Here is a 19,259-nt window from a genome sequence, read left to right on the forward strand (position 1 = left end):
GTTTCCGCACTCCGCCCTTCTCGCGACGCTCGTCGCCGCGCCCGGCTTTATCGGGCCGCCCCGCGTAGCCGGGCGTATGGACCGCAGGCGCCTCCTCGCGGGCGTCGCGTTCGGCGCGCTCGTGATGCTCGCGTCGTTCGCGCTCGCCTTCGGGCCGCTGAACCCCTGCACGAACGCCGCGACGTTCGAGGTGCCGCGGATGGACGCGGGCGTCGCGCACGACGGGAGCGCCGCCGTCGTCACCTACGAGGGGTCGGCGACGCTCACCGGAACGTCGACCGTCTCCCTCGCCGTCACCGTCGGCGCGACCGGGAGCGGGGGCGAGCGAACGGTGCTGTGGGCGGCGGCGAACGGGTCGGGACAGGCGGCGCTCCCCCTGCGGATGGGCGCCGAAACGCGGGTGGACGGGGTGGCGGCGGGCGAGACGGTGACGGTGGTGTGGACGGGCTACGAGGTCGCGCCGGCCTACTGTCCGCCCGAGCGCGGCGACGGCCCGCTGACGCGCGTCGTCGCCGAGCGCACCGTCGGGGCGTGAGGCGCGCTCGCGCCCGTCCGCGCGGACCCGCCCACCGGTCGGCCCCGCCGAGGCCCCCGCTCTTTTCCTCCGCGCGCGCCTCGACACGCGTATGGCGAGAATGATCGACGGGGAGTGGCGCTACGACGTCGAGCAGATACAGAGCGACGAGACGGGGGAGTTCGAGCGGGACACGACGTCCTTCCGGGACTGGATCGCGGGGACGCGACGCGGTCCCGACGACGTCGTCGAGGACGGCCCCGAACCCGAGGCGGGCCGCTATCACCTCTACGTCTCCTACGCCTGCCCGTGGGCGCACCGCACGCTCCTCACGCGCGCGTTGAACGGCCTCGAGGACGTCGTCTCCGTGGACGTCGTCGACCCCGTCCGGAAGAACGAGGGCTGGGAGTTCGCCCCCGAGAAGCCCGGCTGCACTACCGAAAGCCAGTACGGATACGACTTCCTCCGGGAGGTCTACGCCGAGGCGGACGAGGACTACACGGGCCGCGTCACGGTGCCCGTCCTCTGGGACAAAGAGGAGGAGACCATCGTGAACAACGAGTCCGAGGAGATCATGCGGATGCTCGACACGGCGTTCGGGGAGTACGCGACGAACGACGTCGACCTCTACCCCGAGGGCTATCGCGAAGACGTCGACGACGTCATCGACGACATCTATCCCGTCATCAACAACGGCGTCTACCGGGCGGGCTTCGCGGAGTCACAGGAGGCCTACGACGACGCCGTCGCCGACCTCTTCGACGCGCTCGATCAGTGGGACGAGACGCTCGCCGACCAGCGCTACGCGGCGGGCGACCGCCTCACGCTCGCGGACGTCGCGATGTTCACCACGCTCTATCGCTTCGACGAGGTCTACCACACGCACTTCAAGTGCAACGAGAAGCGGATCGCCGACTACGAGCACCTCTGGGGCTACCTCCGCGAGCTCTGCCAGCTCCCCGGCGTCGAGCCGACGCTCCACATGGACCACGTGAAGAACCACTACTACCGGAGCCACCCGGACGTCAACCCCTCGAACCTCGTCCCGGTCGGCCCCGACCCGGACTTCTTCGCGCCCCACGGCCGCGACGACCTGCCGGGCGGCCCGCCCACCGACCTCGCGTAGCGCCTCCTCGGCGCGTTCCTCACGGGTCGCTATCGTCGTACGGGCGACCCCCAAGGCGCCCGTACGGACACGCGGGGCCTCCGGTCCCGCATGGCTCCCCGTCGGTCGTTCGCGGCTCCTTCGGGGCCGCGCTATTTCTCGCGTCTCGCTCCGCTCGGTATTCCCGCGGTCCCCGACTGTGCTCGGCTCCGCGTTATTCGGCTTCGAGCGCCACCGACGCGAGGAGCGCTTCGAGTTGCACCTGCTCGTTCGCCCCCTCGGCGATCCGGTAGTCGGCCTCGCCGATGCGGTCCATGAGCCGAACCGCCTGCTGTTCCGCGAGGTCGAACTCCCAGACCGAGCGGTGGAGTTGGTCGATTATGTCGCCGCCCGCGAGGCCGCGCTCCGTGAGGAGGTCGTCGAGCGTCGCGCGCGCCGCGACGAACTCACCGTCGATGGCCTCCGTCACCATCGTCTCGATCTCCTCCGGCCGCGCGGTGCTCGTGATCGCGTACACCGTCTCCTCGGTCACCGCCTCGCCGGTCGCGGCGGCGGCCTGCAGAGCGTTGATGGCGCGGCGCATGTCGCCGTCAGCCGCGTAGACGAGCGCGTCGACGCCGGCCTCGGTGTAGTCGACGCCCTCGGCCTCGGCGACCTCGCGCACGCGCCCCGCGACGGCGTCGTCACCGATGCCGGCGAAGCGGAAGACCGCACACCGCGACTGGATGGGGTCGATGATCTGCGAGGAGTAGTTACAGGAGAGGATGAAGCGGACGTTGTTCGAGAACTGCTCCATCGTCCGGCGGAGTGCGGACTGGGCGTCGCTCGTGAGCGCGTCCGCCTCGTCGAGGAAGATGACGCGGTAGTCGTAGCCGCCGAAGGACGTCCGCGCGAAGTTCTTGATTCGGTCGCGCACGACGTCGATCCCGCGCTCGTCGGAGGCGTTCAGCTCGAGGAAGTTCTCCTCCCAGTCGTCGCCGTAGAGCTCCTTCGCGATCGCGGTCGCCGCCGTCGTCTTCCCCGTCCCTGCCGGGCCGGCGAAGAGGAGGTTCGGGAGGTCGTCCTCGGCGACGTAGCTCTCGAGGCGCGAGACGACGTTCTCGTGGCCGACGATGTCGTCGAGCGAGTCCGGCCGGTACTTCTCAACCCAGATCTCCTGTCGCCCCGCGTCTGCCATAGTGGGGGACAGACGGCCGCGGCCCATAAACACCGCGAGACGGAACGCGGCGCCTCCCAGTGGTCGGTGCCGCGAGCCAGCGGGGGAAGCGAGCGAGCGCGACGGCGGGAGTGGGCGATGCCGCGCCGACGACACGCTGATACGGTCGGCCACCCACGTCTCGGGTATGCGCGTCACCGTCGAAGTCGTCGGCGAGGGCGTCCACGAGTTCGACGTCGAATCGGCGTCCTACGCCGACCTGCTCGAGCGCGTGGACCTGAGCCCGCACGAGGTGTCCGTGATGGTCGACGGCCGGCCCGTCCCGGAGGACCAGCCGGTCGAGACCGACCACGTGACCGTCCTCCGACTCGTGCAGGGCGGGTAGCGTGTCGAGTACCACCGTCGCCGTCCGGCCGGCGAGAGCGAGCGAGCGCGTCGACGTCCTCTCGGTGCTCGACGCGGCGATGCTGGAAACGGACGCCGAGGCGCTCGCGGACCACATCGACGCCGGGAGCGTGCTGGTCGCCGTCACCGGCGAGCGCAGTACGCGCGTCCTCGGCGTCATGGAGGCGCGCGAAACCGAGTCCGGCGCACACATCGAGGGCGTCGCAGTCCGGCGGAAGAGGCGAAATCAGGGCATCGGCACGGCGCTCGTGGAGGCCGCCGCCGAGCGGTGGCGCCCGCTCACGGCCGACTTCGACGCGGCCGTGCGCCCGTTCTACGAGGCGCTGGGGTTCGACGTCGTTGAGGCGGACGACGGCCGCTATCGCGGCTGCCTACACTAGGGGTTCGACGAGGTCGCGACCCGCATCGAGGAGGGCCTCGACGCGCGCCTCGCTCGACGCTTCCGCGTAGACACGCATCTTCGGCTCCGTCCCGCTCGGGCGGACGAGGAGCCACGAGCCGTCCGCGAGGAGGACCTTGAAGCCGTCCGCGTCGTTCACGCGCTCGACGTCGACGCCGGCGACTTCCTCGGGCAGCGAGTCGGCGAGTTCGGCGACGACGGCGGCTTTCCGGTCGTCCGGGCAGTCCACCGAGATCTTCGACTGGCGGACGTCGCCGTGCTCCTCGAGGAGGCGGTCGACGCGGTGGTCGTAGGACTCCTCGGCGGCCGCGGCGGCGGCGAGGAGCGCCATCAGGACGCCGTCCTTCTCGCGGATGTGCCCGCGAACGCTGAAGCCCCCGGACTCCTCGCCCGCCATCAGGGCGTCGCGCTTCCCCATCTCCTCGGCGACCCACTTGAAGCCGACCGCAGTCTCGTAGGCCTCCTCGCCGTGCGCGGCGGCGACGCGGTCGACGAGGAAGCTCGTGGAGACCGTGCGGACCGCCGGCCCGGAGTCATCTTCGAGGAGGTAGTCGTAGGTCGCGGCGAAGAAGAGGTTCTCGTCGAGGAAGCCGCGCTCGGGCGTGACGACGGCGATCCGGTCGGAGTCACCGTCGTTCGCGATACCGAGGTCGGCGTCGTGCTCTTGGACGGCGAGCGCGAGCGCCTGCAGGTTCGCCCGGTCGGGCTCGGGCGGGGTGCCGCCGAAGTCGGGGTCGCGCTCGCAGCGGTGGCGCTCGACGCTCGCGCCCGCGGCTTCGAGGAGGCGGTCGGTGACGTCGCGCCCGCTCCCGTGCATCGCGTCGTAGACGACGTCGAGACCGTCGAGGTCGGCGCCCACGAGGTCCATCGCGTGCTCGGCGTGGGGCGTCCGGAAGTCGACCTCGCGTATCTCGCCGCGCTCGACGTCGGGGTCGGCCTCGGGCGGCCGGAGGTTCGCCTCGATGGCTTCGGTGACGTGCGGGAGGGCGGGCGCGCCGTCGTCGGGGATGAACTTCACGCCGTTGTACTCCGGGGGGTTGTGCGACGCCGTGACGACGAGCGCGCCGGCGAGGTCGCGCTCGACGATGCCGTAGGCGACGAGCGGCGTCGGGAGGTCGCGCTCGGGCAGGAGGACGTCGTGGCCGTTCGCCGCGAGGACGTCCGCGATCTCCTCCGCGAACTCCCGCGAGGTCGCGCGGGCGTCGTAGCCGACCGCGACCGGGTCGCCCCCGTGGTCGACCGTCGCGAGGTAGTCGGCCGTCGCTTGCGCCACCGCACGCACTCGCGGCGTCGTGAACACGTCGAGCGTCGCGCGCCAGCCGTCGGTGCCGAACGCGATTACGTCGTCCATACCCCCACCTCCCGACGCCGGCGGCAAAACGACTGCGGTCAGGCCGACTTCTCGTCACGAACGCATCGGAAGAAAGGATGTCGGGGCCGCGACGGCCGCAGCCGACTCGGAGAAGCGGGTTCGGACGCGGTGTTACTCGTCGTCCTCGGTCGAGGTCGACTCTTGGGCCCGCTCGCCCCGATAGATGTCCGCGCCGTCCTGAACGACCTTCTCCGCGAGCACCGCGCACTTGACGCGCATCGGCGTCACGTCGACGCCGAGGAGGTCGAGGACGTCCTGGCGGTCGAGGTCGTCGATCTCGTCGAGCGTCATCCCCGGCAGCTCCTGCGAGAGGAGGCTCGCGGACGCCTGACTGATCGCGCAGCCGTCACCGTGGAACGCCACGCGCTCGACCGTCTCGCCGTCATCGGCGAGTTCGACGTCGAACTCGATTTCGTCCCCGCAGGAGGGGTTGAACCCCTCGTGGCTGAACGTCGGGTCCTCGAGTTCCCCGTGGTTTCGGGGGTTGCGGTAGTGGTCGAGGATCTGCTGTCGGTACATGTCCGAACCCATGCTCATGATGGCTACGTGTACGGACGTATCGCGGAAAAGCGTTCCGTCGCCGGCGTTCCCGGCCGTCCTCGTCGGTCGGTCGCGCTACTCGCGAGGGCACCACGCGGTCGGAGGCGCGTCCACCCGGCGCCTCGTCTGCTCACGGCTCCACCGTTCGCGCTGTCCGCGGTTCCTCGCGTCGCTCGGAACCGCGTCGACTCGCGGGTCGCCGCCGCTCCCCGCTCGCTCTATTCGAGCCCCCTCGCTTCGTTCGGCGTCTCGTCGACCGCCGTGTTTTACCGCCCTCCCGTCCCACGGCGAACCATGAGCCACCGGGACCGCCTCGCGCGGACGCTCCTCGACGAGTCGTGGGCGTACGGCTACACGCTCACCATCTGGGGCGCGGGCGCGTTCCTCATCGCCGAATACGGCGTCCCGAGCCACCTCGACGTCGTCGGCTACGTCGGGGGCTCGCTCCTCGGGTTCGCCGCGCTCACGTGGTACAGTTTCGGCGGCCTGCTCGTCGGCGTCGAGCGCGACAGCCGCGACGTCCGCTCCCCCGTCGAGATGGTCCACCTCTTCGCGACGTTCTGCAACCTCGTCGGCGCGCTCCTCACCATTCAGGTCGCCCACGCCCTCGGCGTCTCCGAGAGGGCTACCTTCGTCGCCGTCGGCGTCGGCGCCACCGTCGGCTACAGCCTCCTCCTGCTCGTCGAGGAAGTCGTCGGCGAGCGCTACCGGCCCGGGGACGCGGCGCGGGACGGCGGCGAATGACGAGGCGGGATGCGACGACGGCTTTTGATCGAGCTTTTGCCAGGGCGCGAAGCGCCCGCAGTGGTTCGAGAGAGCGAAGCTCTCTCGTCATCCCGCGAGACGCGGAGCGTCTCGCTTACGACAAACGGTCGTCAGTCGAAGATGTCGATGGCGCCCTCGACGCCCTCGATGAGGGTGTCGACCTCCGCGCGGGTGTTGTAGAGGTAGAAGGACGCGCGGATGCTCGCGGGGACGCCCAGCGTGTCGTGGAGGGGTTGGGTACAGTGGTCACCGGCCCGAACCGCGACGCCGTAGTCGTTCAGGATGCTGGAGAGGTCGTGCGCGTGGATGCCCTCGACGTTGAACGCGACGAGGCCGCCGCGCCGATCAGCCGGCGGGCCGTAGATTTCGACGCCGTCGAGCGCCGAGAGCTCCTCGTAGGCGTACTCGGTGACGTACTCCTCGTGGGCGCGGATGTTCTCGAGGCCGACCTCCTCAACGTAGTCGGCGGCCTCCGCGAACGCGATGCCCTCCGAGATGCTGGGCGTGCCCGCCTCGAACTTCCACGGGAGGTCGTTCCACGTCGCGTCGTCGTAGGTGACCTTCTTGATCATCTCCCCGCCGTAGAGGTAGGGATCCATCGACTCGAGGAGGTGGTTCTTCCCGTAGAGCGCGCCGATGCCCGTCGGGCCCGCCATCTTGTGCCCGCTGAAGGCGTAGAAGTCCGCGTCGATGGCCTCGACGTCGACCGGGCGGTTCGGGACGGCCTGCGCGCCGTCGACGAAGATCAGCGCGTCCTGCTCGTGGGCCATGTCGGCGAGTTCGGAGACGGGGTTGACGGTGCCGAGGACGTTCGAGGCGTGCACGACGGAGACCATCGCCGTGTCCTCGTCGATGAGGTCGCCCGCCGCGTCCATGTCGAGCGTCCCGTCCTCGGTGATGGGGATGTACTCGACGGTCGCGCCCGTCTTCTTCGCGATCTGCTGCCACGTGACGAGCGAGGCGTGGTGCTCCATCTGCGTGAGGACGACCGTGTCGCCCTCGCCGAGCTCGTTCAGCCCCCACGCGTACGCCACGAGGTTGAACGACTCCGTCGTGTTCTTCGTGAAGACGAGTTCCTCGCGCCCGCCGGAGGCGCCGACGAACGCCGCGATGCGGTCGTGGGCCTCCTCGTAGGCGATAGAGGCCTCCTGACTCAGCTGGTGGATGCCCCGGTGGACGTTCGAGTTGTACTCGTAGTAGTACTCCGTGATCGAGTCGACGACGCGTTTGGGCGTCTGCGTCGTCGCGGCGTTGTCGAAGTAGACGAGCGGCGTCCCCTCCGCGACCTCGCGCTCCAGAATCGGGAAGTCCGCTCGGAGCGCCTCGACGTCGAGCGGGCTCTGTTCCTGCGTCCCCATATTGTGCTGGAGTAGGGGGTCGGCACGTTTGGTAGCTTCGGAACGGGCGGCTCGTTGCCGTCGTCGCGGACGGCCCGGCCCGGCGTCAGAGACGCATGTACTGGGCGTGCGGGACGCCCCCAAGGTCGAGGACGTTCGCCTCCTCGACGTAGCCCGCCTCAATTGCCGCCGCGACCGCCGTGTCGCCGACGAGGTTCGCGACCGTCGCCCGACCGAGGCTCTCGACGAGGGCGTCGGGGTCCGTCTCCGCCTCGGCGTCGCCGTAGAAGTCGGCTTCGACGGTGATCGAGACCGTGCCGTTGTCGTAGGTGTCGCCGACGATGTCCGAGTCCGCGGCGGCGACGAGCACGCCACGGTCGGTGCGGCGCTCGGTGAGGCGGACGCTCATCCCTGATCGACGAGGCGCTCCTCCTGCTGGCTCCGGATCTCCTCGGCGTGCTCGACGACGTCCGTCGCCTCCTCCTCGCGGCCGAGTTCGTCGAGCGCGCGCGCCTTCTCCTCGAAGACGTCCGCCTGCTTGAAGCCGAGGCGGATCGCGTTGTTCAGCGCGTCGAGCGCCGGCTCGTGGCGGCCCTGCTCGTTCTCCATGAATCCGAGGTTGTACCAGCCGTGCGGGAGGCGCTTGTCCTTGCGGACGGCCTCCTCGGCGTGGTGGTAGGCGTCCTCGGTCTCGCCGAACTCCCAGAGGGCGTACGCGAGGTTCGTCTCCGCCTCGGCGGCGAACGGGCCGTCCTCATCGAGGAAGAGGGCTTCCTCGTGGGCGCTCGCCGCCGCGTCCCACTCCTCGAGTTCCGCGTGGGCGACGCCCTGGTTCACCCGCGCCTCCTGCTCGTCGGTGTCGTTGGCGGCGTAGCGGGCGGCGCGCTCGAAGGCGTCGACGGCCTCCTCGTAGCGCTTGATGCCCATGTAGCTCAGGCCGACGTCGATGAGCGCGTCGGAGTCCACCTCGTCGCCGGCGATGTTCGCGTCGTCGAGCAGGTCGACGAGCACGTGGTCGTCCACGGGGTCGACATCCGTCGGATCCACCTCGAGCTCGGGCGGGTCGATGTCGAAGCCCTCGTAGGGCTCCTCGAAGCCCTGCCCCTCGGAGAACTGGTGGCCGTCGCCCTCGCGGGGCTCGCGGTCAGTCATGCCCACGGATATGTGGCCCGCGTGGTTAAGGGCTACGCCGTCCGTTCTCGGAGTATGCGGCTGTTCGTCAGCGTCGACCTCCCCGAGTCGCTCGTCGACCCGGTCCGCGACCTCCAGTCGGCGTTCGCGGACGCGGACGGCCTCGACCCCGTCGACCCCGCGAACGCGCACGTGACGCTGAAGTTCCTCGGCGATCTCACCGACGAGGAGTACGAGGACGCCGTCGCCGCGCTCGAACGCGGCGTCGAGGCCGCCGGCGTCGGGCCGTTCGAGGCCTCCTTCGAGGGGCTCGGCGTCTTCCCGAGCATGGAGTACATCTCGGTCGTGTGGCTCGGCGTCGGCGCGGGCGCCGACCACCTCACGGCGCTCCACGACGCGTTCGAACGCGAGTACGCCGCGCTCGGCGTCGAGCCCGACGACCACGAGTTCACGCCCCACGTCACGCTCGGTCGGTTGAGACACGCCGGCGGAAAAGGACGCGTCCGAGAGGTCGTTCGGGAGCGCACGCCCGACGTCGGAGCGATGCGCGTCGGCGAAGTCCGCCTGACGGAGAGCACGCTCACCCACGACGGCCCCGAGTACGAGACGCGCGAACGCGTCCCGCTCCGCTGATGGTTACTCGTCCTCGGGTTCGCCGAGGTTGCCCTCGCGCCAGTTCTCCAGCGTCTCCTCGAGGGCGGACGCGCACGATTCGACGTCCGTCATCGTCAGGCCGTCCGTCGTGATGAAGACGCCCTCCCGGTCGGTCGTGACGCGGAGGAGGTAGCCGTTCTCGAACGCGCGGATCGTGTACTGGTAGTCGCCGAGCTCGCTCGCGCCGTAGGTATCCTGAGTGAGCTGGAAGGACTGCCACTCCGCGCCGATGAACGAGGAGAGGTCGGCGTCGCGCTCGAGGTCCGAGCGGAGGTAGACCTGCTCGAAGTCGGTGCGCGTGAAGTACGTCACCGAGCGGAGGCTATCGCCCACCGCCGTTCGGGCGATGATACGCAGGCGTTCGCGGGCTTCGTCCGAGAGCATGTCGTGCCCCAGTTCCGCGTCTTCGTTGGCCATACGTGGCGTGTTCGCGCACAGGCCCTTAATTGAATTGGGGGCGGCCGGCGAGCGCAGACCGCCTCATCGGCGCTCACCGGGCCAGAAGAACAACGTTTTAAGCGCGGCGGGTAAACGTTCGTACCACTATGGGCAAGAAGTCCAAGGGCAAGAAGAAGCGGCTGGCGAAGCTGGAGCGCCAGAACAGCCGCGTCCCGGCCTGGGTCATGATGAAGACGGACCGCGAAGTCCAGCGAAACCCGAAGCGCCGCAACTGGCGGCGTAGCGACACGGACGAGTAACGATGAGCGCAAGCGACTTCGAGGAGCGCATCGTCACCGTTCCGCTCCGGGACCTCAACGCCGTACCGAAGCACGAGCGCGCCGGCAAAGCCGCGACGCTCGTCCGCGAGCACCTCGCGAAGCACTTCGCGGTCGACACCGAGGAAGTCCGCCTCGACCCCTCCATCAACGAAGCCATCTGGTCGCGTTCGAACAAGAACCCGCCGAGCAAGCTTCGCGTCCGCGCCGCGCGCTTCGAGGAAGAGGGCGAGACCGTCGTCGAAGCCGAGCACGCGAGCGAATAACCGCCTTGCTTCGCGCTGCGTTCTCCGGATCGCCGTACGTCGGTGTGTTCGCCCGTGCGACCGATAGCTGCGTCCTCGTCCGCCGCGACCTCGACGACCCGCTCGTCGAGGACGTCGCGGACGAACTCGAAGTCCCGGCCGTCCGCACGACGGTCGGCGGCTCCAGTACCGTCGGCGCGCTCGCCGCCGGAAACTCGAACGGCCTGCTCGTCAGCAGTCGCGTCCGCGACCGTGAGCGCGAGCGCATCGCCGACGCCACCGAGCTCGACGTCGGAACGCTCCCCGGGCGCGTCAACGCCGCCGGCAACGTCGTGCTCGCGAACGACACGGGTGCGTACGTCCACCCCGACCTCTCGCGGACGGCCGTCGAGGCCGTCACGGACACCCTCGACGTGCCCGTGACGCGCGGGAGGATCGCGGACGTCGAAACCGTCGGCACGGCCGCCGTCGCGACGAACGACGGGGTGCTCTGTCACCCGAAGACGACCGACGACGACCTCGACCGCCTCGAGGACGCCCTCGGCGTGCCGGCAGACATCGGCACCATCAACTACGGCGCGCCGCTCGTCGGCTCCGGACTCGTCGCGAACACCCACGGCTACGTCGTCGGCGAGGACACCACCGGACCGGAACTCGGCCGCATCGAGGACGCCCTCGGATACATCTGAGCCCTTCTTCTCCGGGCGTTCCAGCCGAATCCTAAGATACTTCCCGCTCGCGCCCCCGATTCCACCCATGAGTCTTGGAGGCGGCGGTGGCGGTCGACAGCAGCTACAGGAACTCTCCCAGCAGATTCAGGCTCTCGAAGAGGAGAAAGAAGAGCTCGAAGCCGAGATCGAAAGCCTGCAGGCCGAGCAGCAGGAGATCGACGAGGCCATCGAGGCGCTGGACACCATCGAGACGGGGTCGACAGTGCAGGTGCCCGTCGGCGGCGGCGCGTACCTCCGCGCGGAAGTGCAGGACATCGACGAGGTCATCGTCGGTCTCGGCGCCGACTACGCGGCCGAGCGCACCCGGGAGGGCGCCGTCGAGAGCCTCGAGACGAAGCAGGACCAGATCGACGACCAGATCGACGACCTGCAGGACGAGGTCGTCGAGGTCGAGCAGGAGAGCACGCAGCTCGAACAGCAGGCCCAGCAGGCCCAGCAACAGATGATGCAGCAGCAGATGCAGCAGCAGGGCCAGCAGGGCGACGGCGAGTAAGCCCCGATGTTCGACGGGTTGAAGGAGAAGCTCGGTCGGTTCCGCGAGGACGCCGAAGAGGTCGCCGAGGAGAAGGCCGAGGAAGTCGAGGAGCCGGAATCGACCGACGAGTCAGACGCATACCCAGCGGACTCCGAGGGGTCGGAACCCGTCGACGCGGACGACGAGCGCGACGACGCGGCGGAACCCGAACCGGAGGCGGCCGTGGCAGAGGCGGAGACACCTGAGTCGGACGGGACCGCCGACGGCGCGTCCGCCGCGTCCGAGACGGCCGACTCCGAGGGCGTCGAGGCCGACGAAGCCGAGCCCGAACCCGCCGAAACCGACGCCGACACAGCGGAGGCCGACGCCGACGCGGCGGAAGCCGGCGCGGAGGGCGACGAGCCCGAGGAGGCCGAATCCTCGGGCCGCTTCGGCCTCGCGCGCAAGGCGAAGTCCGCCGTTCGCGGGCGCGTCGTCATCGAGGAAGAGGACCTTGAGGACCCGCTCTGGGAGCTCGAGATGGCGCTCCTCGAGAGCGACGTCGAGATGAGCGTCGCGGAAGCCATCCTCGACCAGATCCGCGAGGACCTCGTCGGCCAGGAGCGCAAGTTCACCGAGTCGACGGGAGACCTCGTCGACGAGGCGCTTCGCGACGCGCTCCTCTCCGTCATCGGCGTCGGGCAGTTCGACTTCGACGAGCGCGTTGCCGAGGCCGACAAGCCGCTCGTCATCGTCTTCACCGGCATCAACGGCGTCGGGAAGACGACGAGCATCGCGAAGCTCTCCAACTACCTCGAGGAGCGCGGCTTCTCCTCGGTCATCGCGAACGGCGACACCTATCGCGCCGGCGCGAACGAGCAGGTGCGCGAGCACGCCGAGACCCTCGACACGAAGCTCATCGCGCACGAGCAGGGCGGCGATCCCGCCGCCGTCATCTACGACGCCGTCGAGTACGCCGAAGCGAACGACATCGACGTCGTCCTCGGCGACACCGCCGGCCGCCTCCACACCTCCTCGGACCTGATGGAGCAACTCGCGAAGATCGACCGCGTCGTCGGCCCCGACATGACGCTCTTCGTCGACGAAGCGGTCGCCGGGCAGGACGCCGTCAATCGCGCGCGCGAGTTCGACGACGCCGCCGAAATCGACGGTGCCATCCTCACGAAGGCGGACGCCGACTCGCAGGGCGGCGCCGCCATCTCCGTCGCGTACGTCACCGGGAAGCCCATCCTCTTCCTCGGCACCGGGCAGGGCTACGACGACCTCGAGCGCTTCGACCCGGACGCGCTCGTCGACGACCTCCTCGGCGTCGACGAGGAGTAGGGCGCGCCACCGAGCGAGTCCGCTTCGCCGAGTGCGTGCTACAGGTCTTCTGCTGGCGTCTCCGCCGCGACCAACACGAGTCGGCGGCGGCCACGCCGGTCGTACGCGCGGACGTCCGCGACGTCCCACGGCGGGACGGCGACGAGCAGGCGTGCCGCCAAGTCGTCGCCGAGCGCCGGGTCCGGATCACCCATCGGGTGTGCGAGGAAGCGTCCCTTCGTCTGCCCCGAGGGGGTCGCGAGGTCCACGCCGAACACCGCGTCGAGCGCCCGCCCCGCGTCCGGGAAGTAGAAGTCGGAGAAGACGGCGGCGTCGGCGGGCACCTCAGCGAGCGGCGTTCCGGTGCCGTCGCTCGCGTCGAGTGCGGACGGCGCGCTCGTCGCGAGCGCCACGGAGAGCGCGCGCGGTTCGGCGTCCGCCGCGAGCGCGCAGAGCGTCTCGACGAGCGCGTGCGTCGCGTAGACCGGCGCGCGCTCTCCGGTGTCGTCGCTCACGCTAGATGGCGTCCTCCGGGTCGTTGTTCTCGCGGACGCGCCCGACCTCCGACCGGTAGCGCTCGCGCGTCGCCTCGTCCGCGACGGGCGTGAGCTTCGCGGGGTCGACGTCGCGGGCGGCCGTCGGGTCGGGCGCGTTCAGCGACTGCTGTTTCTCGAAGTGGTGCTCGCCGTCCGGCGTCGCGTACTCGACGGTGAGCATCCCCTTGTCCGTGTACTCGCGGCCGACGAACCAGACGCGAACGGCATCGTCCTCGCTCATACGCACGGGTTGGACGCGGGGGCGTTTGGCTCTTGGGAGACGGTCGACGGCGAGCGCGGCGTTCAAACGGCCGCGTCGACTACTCGTGAGTGATGGACGCGGACGCGGTACGCGACGCCGCCGGCGAACTCCCCGCAGAGCCCGGCGTCTACCAGTTTCAGCGCGACGGCACGACGCTCTACGTCGGGAAGGCCGTCGACTTGCGCGCGCGCGTTCGCTCGTACGCCGACGCGCGGAGCGCGCGCATCGCGCGGATGGTCGAGCGCGCCGATGCGCTCGACTTCGCGGTGACCGACACCGAAACGCAGGCGCTCCTCCTCGAGGCGAACCTCATCAAGCGCCACCAGCCGAAGTACAACGTCCGCCTGAAGGACGACAAGTCCTACCCGCTCGTCCAGCTCACCGACCACGCGTTCCCGCGCATCGAGGTGACGCGCGACCCCGACGAGGGCGCGACGGCGTACGGCCCCTACACGGACGTTGGGCGCGTCGAAACCGTCGTGAAGGCGATCCGGGAGACGTACGGCCTCCGGGGGTGCTCCGAGCACAAGTTCGAGGGGCGCGCGCGGCCGTGCCTCGACCACGACATCGGCCTCTGCTCTGCGCCCTGCACGGACGAGATAGCGCGCGAGGCGTATCGAGAGGACGTCGAGTCCGCGAAACGCTTCTTCGAGGGCGAAACCGGCGTGCTCGCCGACCCGATCGAGCGCGAGATGGAGGACGCCGCCCAGGCGCAGGCGTTCGAGCGGGCCGCGAACCTCCGGGACCGACTCGACGCCGTCCGCGCGTTCCACGGCGGGGGCGGCGCGGCGGTCGCCGGTGGCGGGACCGAGCGTGACGTCGACGTCCTCGGCGTCGCCGTCGAGGGCGACACCGCCACCGTCGCGCGCCTCCACAGCGAGGGCGGCCAGCTCGTCGAGCGCGACCAGCACACCCTCACCGCACCCGAGGGCGAGGACCGCGTCGCCACCGTCCTCGCCGCGTTCGTCCCGCAGTACTACGCCGAACGCCGCCTCCCCGACGCCCTCCTGCTCCCCGAGGACCCCGGTGATCCGGACGTCGCCGACTGGCTCGAAACCGAGGGCGTCGCCGTCCGCGTCCCCGGCACCGGCCGCGAAGCCCGCCTCGTCGACCTTGCGCTGAAGAACGCTCACCGGCGCGCCGGCGGCCGCGACGAGCTCGGCGCGCTCCGCGACGCGCTCGGCTTGGAGCGGCGCCCCGAGCGCATCGAGGGCGTCGACGTCAGTCACGCGCAGGGGAAAGCCGTCGTCGGCAGCGACGTCACCTTCGTCGACGGCAGCGCCGAGAAGGCCGATTATCGACGCAAGAAGCTCGGCGAGGAGAACGACGACTACGCGAACATGTATCGGCTCGTCCGGTGGCGCGCGGAGCGCGCCGTCGACGGCCGCGACGACCGCCCCGACCCCGACCTCCTCCTCGTCGACGGCGGGCGCGGCCAACTCGACGCCGCGCTCGACGCCCGCGACGACGTCGGCTGGGAAGTACCCACAGTCGCGCTCGCGAAACGCGAGGAAACCGTGGTGACGCCCGACGCCACGTACGACTGGGACGACGACGCGCCCCAGCTCCACCTCCTCCAGCGCGTCCGCGACGAAGCCCACCGCTTCGCCGTCCAATACCACCAGCGCCTCCGGGACACCGTCGATACCGCACTCGACGACGTCGACGGTATCGGACCCACCACCCGCAAACGCCTCCTCCGGCGCTTCGGGAGCGTCGAGGGCGTCCGCGCCGCCAGCGTCGACGAACTCCGCGACGTCGACGGCGTCGGGCCCGCGCTCGCCGAGCGCATCGAGCGGCGTCTCTGAGAACCACGACACGGGGAAACCGCTAAGGGCCGCGGCCCGAACTAGACGCGTATGTCAACGGGGAGCAGCGCCGGCCGGTTCTTCCGCACGCTCGGGCGAGCGAGCGCGCGCGTCCGCTGGCGCCATCTCCTCGGCGCCGCGCTCGCCGTCGTCGCCCTCCTCCTTGCGGCCGCCATCGGCTGGGTCGCCGCCGCCGTCGTCCTCGCCCTCCTCGTCGTCGCGTCTCTCGCGATCGACAGCGTCGAAATCGTCCAAGCCTACGAACGCCGCCCCTACACCGTCCTCGGCAGGTACGACGGTACTCTCGGCCCCGGCATCAACCTCGTCCTCCCGCTCGTCACCGAGACGCACGTCTTCGACACGCGCACCCAGATGATCGAAGTCCCCACGCAGGAAGCCATCACGCAGGACAACTCGCCCGTCCGCGCGTCCGCCGTCGTCTACCTGCGCGTCGTCGACGCCGAGAAGACCTTCCTCGAAGTCGAGGCCTACCGACAGGCCGTCGCCTATCTCGCGCAGACCTCGCTACGCGCCGTCATCGGCGACATGGAACTCGACGACACGCTCAGCCGCCGCGAGGAGATGAACGACCGCATCCACGACCAGCTCGGCGACACCGTCGCCGAGTGGGGCGTCGACGTCGAAGCCGTCGAAGTCAAAGCCGTCATGCCGAGCGACGGCGTCGTCGCCGCGATGGAGCGCCAGACCGCCGCCGAACGCCACCGGCGCGCCATGATCCTCGAAGCACAGGGCGCGAGACAGGCCGCCATCGAACGCGCCGTCGGCGACAAACAGGCCGCGGTGCTCCGCTCCGAAGGTCGCAAGCGCGCCAGCGTCCTCGAAGCCCAGGGCGACGCCACAGCCACCGTCCTCCGCGCGCGCGCCGCCGAGGCGATGGGCGAACGGGCCATCATCGAGCGCGGCTTCGAGGCCATCGAACGCGTCGGCCGAGGCGCGGCCACCACGTACGTCGTCCCACAGGAACTCACCTCGCTCGTCGGCCGCTACGGCCGCCACCTCTCGGGTGACGAATCCGGAAACGGCCTCGACTCACTCGGCGTCGACCTCGCCTACCTCGACTTCGAGGACGTCGTCGAAACCCCCGCCGACGCCGACGGGGTCGAAATCGAGATCGACTGACTACCAGTCCGACCCCGGTTCGGGCTCCACGACGTCTGCGTCCGCCACGTCGTCGAGGTCGTACTCCTCCCGGAGCGACGCGATCCGGTCACGGATGTCCGCCGCCAACTCGAACTCGAGGTTCGATGCCGCCTCCGCCATCCGGTCCTCCAACTCATCGATCCGCTCGGCCGCCGCGTCCGCGTCCGCGAGTCCCTCCGAGGAGACGTCCGACGTCTCCGTCTTCGCCCCCGGCAGGTTCGCCTCCGAAACCGCCTTCTCGATGGTCTTCGGCTCCGCGTCGTGTTCCTCGTTGAACTCGCGCTGGATACGGCGCCGACGGCGCGTCTCCGCGATCGCTTCCTCCATCGCCTCCGTCGTCTCGTCCGCGTAGAGGACCGCCGTCCCGTTCACGTTCCGCGCCGCGCGCCCCATCGTCTGAATCAGGCTCGTCCGCGACCGCAAGAACCCCTGCTGGTCCGCGTCCAGAATCGCGACCAGCGACACCTCCGGGATGTCGAGGCCCTCGCGCAGGAGGTTGATGCCGACCAACACGTCGAACTCGCCCAATCGGAGGCCGCGAACGAGCTCGTGGCGCTCCAGCGTGTCCGTCTCGTCGTGCATGTACTCGACCGCCACCCCCGCCTCCTCAAGGTACTCCGTGAGGTCCTCCGCCATCCGCTTCGTCAGCGTCGTCACCAGCGTCCGCTCGTCGCGCTCCGCGCGCTCGCGAATACGCGCGAGCAGGTCGTCTATCTGCCCGTCCGCCGGCGACACCTCCACCGCCGGGTCCACGAGATGCGTCGGCCGAACGACCTGCTCCACCACCTGCCCCGAGACCTCGCGCTCGTACTCCGCCGGCGTCGCCGACACGTAGAGCGTCCGGTCCGTCTTCTCCTCGAACTCGTCGAAGGACAACGGCCGGTTCGCGTACGCCGTCGGCAACCGGAAGCCGTTCTCCACCAAACTCTCCTTGCGCGCCTTATCGCCCGCCAGCTGCCCGCGGATCTGCGGGACCGTCCGATGCGACTCGTCGATGACCGTCAGGAAGTCGTCCGGGAAGTAATCCAAGAGCGTGTAGGGCGCATCGCCCATCTCGCGGTCCGAGAAATAGAGCGTGTAGTTCTCGATCCCCGAGCAGTAGCCCGCCTCCTGAAGCATCTCCAAGTCGAACGTCGTGCGCTCCTCGATACGCTGCGCCGCCACCAAATCGCCCTCACGCTCGAAGTGACTGACGCGCTCCTCCATGTCCGCCTCGATCCGCTCCATCGCCGACGCCAATCGGTCCTCCGGAATCGAGTAGTGCTCCGCCGGGTGGAAGAGCACCGCCGGCTCCTCCGACACCACCTCCCCCTCCAGCGGGTCGAGCTTCGTCAGCCGGTCCACCTCGTCGCCCCAGAACTCCACGCGGACCGCGTACCGGCCGTACATCGGGAATATCTCCACCGTGTCGCCGCGCACCCGGAACGTCCCCTGCGTGAAGTCCACGTCGTTGCGCTCGTAGTTCAGGTCCACGAGCCGCGAGAGCAGTTCGTCGCGTTCGATCGACTCCCCGCGCTCCACCGAGAGCGACATATCCACGTAGTTCGACGGATCGCCGAGCCCGTAGATCGCCGACACCGACGCCACCACGATCACGTCATCGCGCGTCAACAGCGACCGCGTCGCCGAATGGCGCAACCGGTCGATCTCCTCGTTCACCGACGCGTCCTTATCGATGTACGTGTCCGTCTGCTCGACGTACGCCTCCGGCTGATAGTAGTCGTAGTACGAAACGAAATACTCCACCGCGTTCTCCGGAAAGAGGTTCTTCAGCTCCTCGTAGAGCTGCGCCGCGAGCGTCTTGTTGTGTGCGATCACCAGCGTCGGCTCCTGCACCTCCTCGATCACCCACGACACCGTGTTCGTCTTCCCCGACCCCGTCACGCCCAACAGCGTCTGCGCGTCCATCCCAGCCTCGAAGCCCGACGCCAGCGCCTCGATCGCCTCAGGCTGATCGCCGGCCGGATCGAACGGCGCGTCCACGCGGAACTCCCGCTCTACGTCCGGACGGTCAGGTTGGAGCGGACCGGTATCACTCATCACCGGAACCTAGCGCCATGGCTACGTAAGTTGCGTGCCGTCCGTAACAGGCGCAACGCCTGACGGCCTGCGAAACGTTTTCCCCGCCGCTGGCGAACTACCGAATATGGCACTCGAAAACCTACAGGAAGCCAGCGAAACCCTCGAACAGGCCGCCGCCGACGCCGAAGACGACGAGATTCGAGAGCGTATCACCACACAGGCCGAGCAGCTCGGCAAACTCGCCGACCGCGAACGCGGCCCCGATCACGGCCGACTCGCACGACACATGCACGCCCTCCAAGATCTCGTCGACGACACCGACGGCGAGCTCGCCGCACAGATCGACGACGCGCTCGCGAACGTTCGAGCCTACCGCGAAACCGTCAGCGGCGTCTAACGACAGCGCCGCCGCTCAATAGAGAACGATTATAGGAAGCCAAGGGCCGGATTTGAACCGGCGGTGGGCGGCTCTGCAGGCCGCTGCGTTAGGCCGGACTCTGCCACCTTGGCGCAGTTTTTCGTAGCGGACTCGCGCGCTTAAGCGTAGCGGTCCGTACCGCTCGGAGGAATGCAAACCACCCCCGAACGACACAGCTGTCGCTCGAGGGTAGTAAAGTCGAAA

At 69.5% G+C, this 19,259-nt stretch carries 24 protein-coding genes and 1 tRNA gene; 14 read left to right on the top strand and 11 right to left on the bottom strand.

Annotation, left to right across the window (positions count from 1 at the left end; all coding sequences use genetic code 11):
• Positions 1–76: 76 nt before the first annotated feature.
• Both IEY12_RS06050 and IEY12_RS06055 read left to right on the top strand, forming a co-directional pair.
• Positions 77–535 (top strand): hypothetical protein, encoded by a 459-nt coding sequence (locus tag IEY12_RS06050; protein ID WP_188880299.1) that lies wholly within the window; start codon positions 77–79, stop codon positions 533–535.
• Positions 536–626: 91 nt separating this feature from the next.
• On the top strand, positions 627–1,640 hold the full coding sequence (locus IEY12_RS06055; protein WP_188880300.1) for a glutathione S-transferase family protein: 1,014 nt from the start codon (positions 627–629) through the stop codon (positions 1,638–1,640).
• Between the two features lie 193 nt (positions 1,641–1,833).
• Here the strand turns inward: IEY12_RS06055 and IEY12_RS06060 are convergent, their stop codons facing one another.
• Complete coding sequence (locus IEY12_RS06060; RefSeq protein ID WP_425433159.1) at positions 1,834–2,823, bottom strand: replication factor C small subunit; 990 nt, start codon at positions 2,821–2,823, stop codon at positions 1,834–1,836.
• A 139-nt stretch (positions 2,824–2,962) separates the two neighbouring features.
• Between IEY12_RS06060 and samp2 the strand changes: the two genes are divergently transcribed.
• Both samp2 and IEY12_RS06070 read left to right on the top strand, forming a co-directional pair.
• Positions 2,963–3,160: a ubiquitin-like small modifier protein SAMP2 gene (gene samp2, locus IEY12_RS06065; RefSeq protein ID WP_123077277.1), complete on the top strand. Its 198-nt coding sequence runs from the start codon at positions 2,963–2,965 to the stop codon at positions 3,158–3,160.
• Between the two features lies 1 nt (position 3,161).
• Complete coding sequence (locus IEY12_RS06070; RefSeq protein WP_229870981.1) at positions 3,162–3,560, top strand: GNAT family N-acetyltransferase; 399 nt, start codon at positions 3,162–3,164, stop codon at positions 3,558–3,560.
• Here the strand turns inward: IEY12_RS06070 and IEY12_RS06075 are convergent.
• Entirely contained in the window at positions 3,552–4,931 is a 1,380-nt protein-coding gene (locus tag IEY12_RS06075; RefSeq protein ID WP_188880302.1) for a phosphoglucomutase/phosphomannomutase family protein, read from the bottom strand. The two genes, IEY12_RS06070 and IEY12_RS06075, sit on opposite strands and share 9 nt — an antisense overlap.
• 132 nt (positions 4,932–5,063) lie before the next feature.
• Positions 5,064–5,489 carry an iron-sulfur cluster assembly scaffold protein gene (locus IEY12_RS06080; RefSeq protein ID WP_188880303.1) on the bottom strand — a complete coding sequence of 142 codons (426 nt, stop codon included), beginning with the start codon at positions 5,487–5,489 and terminating at the stop codon, positions 5,064–5,066.
• A 297-nt stretch (positions 5,490–5,786) separates the two neighbouring features.
• On the opposite strand from IEY12_RS06080, the gene IEY12_RS06085 reads away from it, so the two are divergent.
• A complete protein-coding gene (locus IEY12_RS06085; protein WP_188880304.1) occupies positions 5,787–6,236 on the top strand; it encodes a hypothetical protein in 450 nt (149 codons plus the stop codon).
• 131 nt (positions 6,237–6,367) lie between these two features.
• Here IEY12_RS06085 and IEY12_RS06090 read toward each other — a convergent pair whose 3' ends face one another.
• The 3 genes from IEY12_RS06090 to IEY12_RS06100 all read right to left on the bottom strand — a co-directional run bounded on the left by IEY12_RS06090 (position 6,368) and on the right by IEY12_RS06100 (position 8,746).
• Entirely contained in the window at positions 6,368–7,615 is a 1,248-nt protein-coding gene (locus IEY12_RS06090) for an aminotransferase class V-fold PLP-dependent enzyme (RefSeq protein WP_188880305.1), read from the bottom strand.
• An 85-nt stretch (positions 7,616–7,700) separates the two neighbouring features.
• On the bottom strand, positions 7,701–8,003 hold the full coding sequence (locus tag IEY12_RS06095; RefSeq protein ID WP_188880306.1) for a DUF424 domain-containing protein: 303 nt from the start codon (positions 8,001–8,003) through the stop codon (positions 7,701–7,703).
• Positions 8,000–8,746, bottom strand: coding sequence for a tetratricopeptide repeat protein (locus IEY12_RS06100; RefSeq protein ID WP_188880307.1), 747 nt, complete (start codon positions 8,744–8,746; stop codon positions 8,000–8,002). The genes IEY12_RS06095 and IEY12_RS06100 overlap by 4 nt, the downstream gene beginning before the upstream one ends.
• A gap of 54 nt (positions 8,747–8,800) precedes the next feature.
• Here IEY12_RS06100 and thpR point away from each other — a divergent pair, with 54 nt between their 5' ends.
• Positions 8,801–9,358: an RNA 2',3'-cyclic phosphodiesterase gene (gene thpR, locus IEY12_RS06105; protein ID WP_188880308.1), complete on the top strand. Its 558-nt coding sequence runs from the start codon at positions 8,801–8,803 to the stop codon at positions 9,356–9,358.
• A 3-nt stretch (positions 9,359–9,361) separates the two neighbouring features.
• On the opposite strand, the gene IEY12_RS06110 is transcribed toward thpR, so the two are convergent.
• Positions 9,362–9,796 (bottom strand): DUF7522 family protein, encoded by a 435-nt coding sequence (locus tag IEY12_RS06110; protein ID WP_188880309.1) that lies wholly within the window; start codon positions 9,794–9,796, stop codon positions 9,362–9,364.
• A 128-nt stretch (positions 9,797–9,924) separates the two neighbouring features.
• On the opposite strand from IEY12_RS06110, the gene IEY12_RS06115 reads away from it, so the two are divergent.
• The 5 genes from IEY12_RS06115 (at position 9,925) to ftsY (ending at position 12,869) form a co-directional block, all read left to right on the top strand.
• On the top strand, positions 9,925–10,077 hold the full coding sequence (locus tag IEY12_RS06115) for a 50S ribosomal protein L39e (RefSeq protein ID WP_123074618.1): 153 nt from the start codon (positions 9,925–9,927) through the stop codon (positions 10,075–10,077).
• A 2-nt stretch (positions 10,078–10,079) separates the two neighbouring features.
• On the top strand, positions 10,080–10,361 hold the full coding sequence (locus IEY12_RS06120; protein ID WP_123074616.1) for a 50S ribosomal protein L31e: 282 nt from the start codon (positions 10,080–10,082) through the stop codon (positions 10,359–10,361).
• 5 nt (positions 10,362–10,366) lie between these two features.
• A complete protein-coding gene (locus tag IEY12_RS06125) occupies positions 10,367–11,029 on the top strand; it encodes a translation initiation factor IF-6 (protein ID WP_188880310.1) in 663 nt (220 codons plus the stop codon).
• A 67-nt stretch (positions 11,030–11,096) separates the two neighbouring features.
• Complete coding sequence (gene pfdA, locus IEY12_RS06130; protein WP_188880311.1) at positions 11,097–11,564, top strand: prefoldin subunit alpha; 468 nt, start codon at positions 11,097–11,099, stop codon at positions 11,562–11,564.
• Positions 11,565–11,570: 6 nt separating this feature from the next.
• Positions 11,571–12,869, top strand: coding sequence for a signal recognition particle-docking protein FtsY (gene ftsY / locus IEY12_RS06135; protein ID WP_188880312.1), 1,299 nt, complete (start codon positions 11,571–11,573; stop codon positions 12,867–12,869).
• 38 nt (positions 12,870–12,907) lie between these two features.
• Here the strand turns inward: ftsY and IEY12_RS06140 are convergent, their stop codons facing one another.
• Together IEY12_RS06140 and IEY12_RS06145 are read right to left on the bottom strand one after the other, a co-directional pair.
• Complete coding sequence (locus IEY12_RS06140) at positions 12,908–13,363, bottom strand: JAB/MPN domain protein-containing protein (protein ID WP_188880313.1); 456 nt, start codon at positions 13,361–13,363, stop codon at positions 12,908–12,910.
• Position 13,364: 1 nt separating this feature from the next.
• The gene (locus tag IEY12_RS06145; RefSeq protein WP_188880314.1) at positions 13,365–13,625 is read right to left on the bottom strand and encodes a DUF7967 family protein; all 261 of its coding nucleotides are present in this window, start codon (positions 13,623–13,625) and stop codon (positions 13,365–13,367) included.
• A gap of 92 nt (positions 13,626–13,717) precedes the next feature.
• On the opposite strand from IEY12_RS06145, the gene IEY12_RS06150 reads away from it, so the two are divergent.
• Positions 13,718–15,454 carry an excinuclease ABC subunit C gene (locus IEY12_RS06150; protein WP_188880315.1) on the top strand — a complete coding sequence of 579 codons (1,737 nt, stop codon included), beginning with the start codon at positions 13,718–13,720 and terminating at the stop codon, positions 15,452–15,454.
• Positions 15,455–15,505: 51 nt separating this feature from the next.
• Positions 15,506–16,594 carry an SPFH domain-containing protein gene (locus tag IEY12_RS06155; RefSeq protein ID WP_188880316.1) on the top strand — a complete coding sequence of 363 codons (1,089 nt, stop codon included), beginning with the start codon at positions 15,506–15,508 and terminating at the stop codon, positions 16,592–16,594.
• Here the strand turns inward: IEY12_RS06155 and uvrB are convergent, their stop codons facing one another.
• Positions 16,595–18,655: an excinuclease ABC subunit UvrB gene (gene uvrB, locus IEY12_RS06160; RefSeq protein ID WP_188880317.1), complete on the bottom strand. Its 2,061-nt coding sequence runs from the start codon at positions 18,653–18,655 to the stop codon at positions 16,595–16,597.
• Between the two features lie 106 nt (positions 18,656–18,761).
• On the opposite strand from uvrB, the gene IEY12_RS06165 reads away from it, so the two are divergent.
• A complete protein-coding gene (locus IEY12_RS06165) occupies positions 18,762–19,034 on the top strand; it encodes a DUF7553 family protein (RefSeq protein ID WP_188880318.1) in 273 nt (90 codons plus the stop codon).
• A 37-nt stretch (positions 19,035–19,071) separates the two neighbouring features.
• Here the strand turns inward: IEY12_RS06165 and IEY12_RS06170 are convergent.
• Positions 19,072–19,147: transfer RNA gene (locus tag IEY12_RS06170), tRNA-Cys, on the bottom strand.
• Positions 19,148–19,259: the final 112 nt, after the last annotated feature.

Source organism: Halarchaeum grantii, from assembly GCF_014647455.2.
Lineage (GTDB): Archaea > Halobacteriota > Halobacteria > Halobacteriales > Halobacteriaceae > Halarchaeum > Halarchaeum grantii.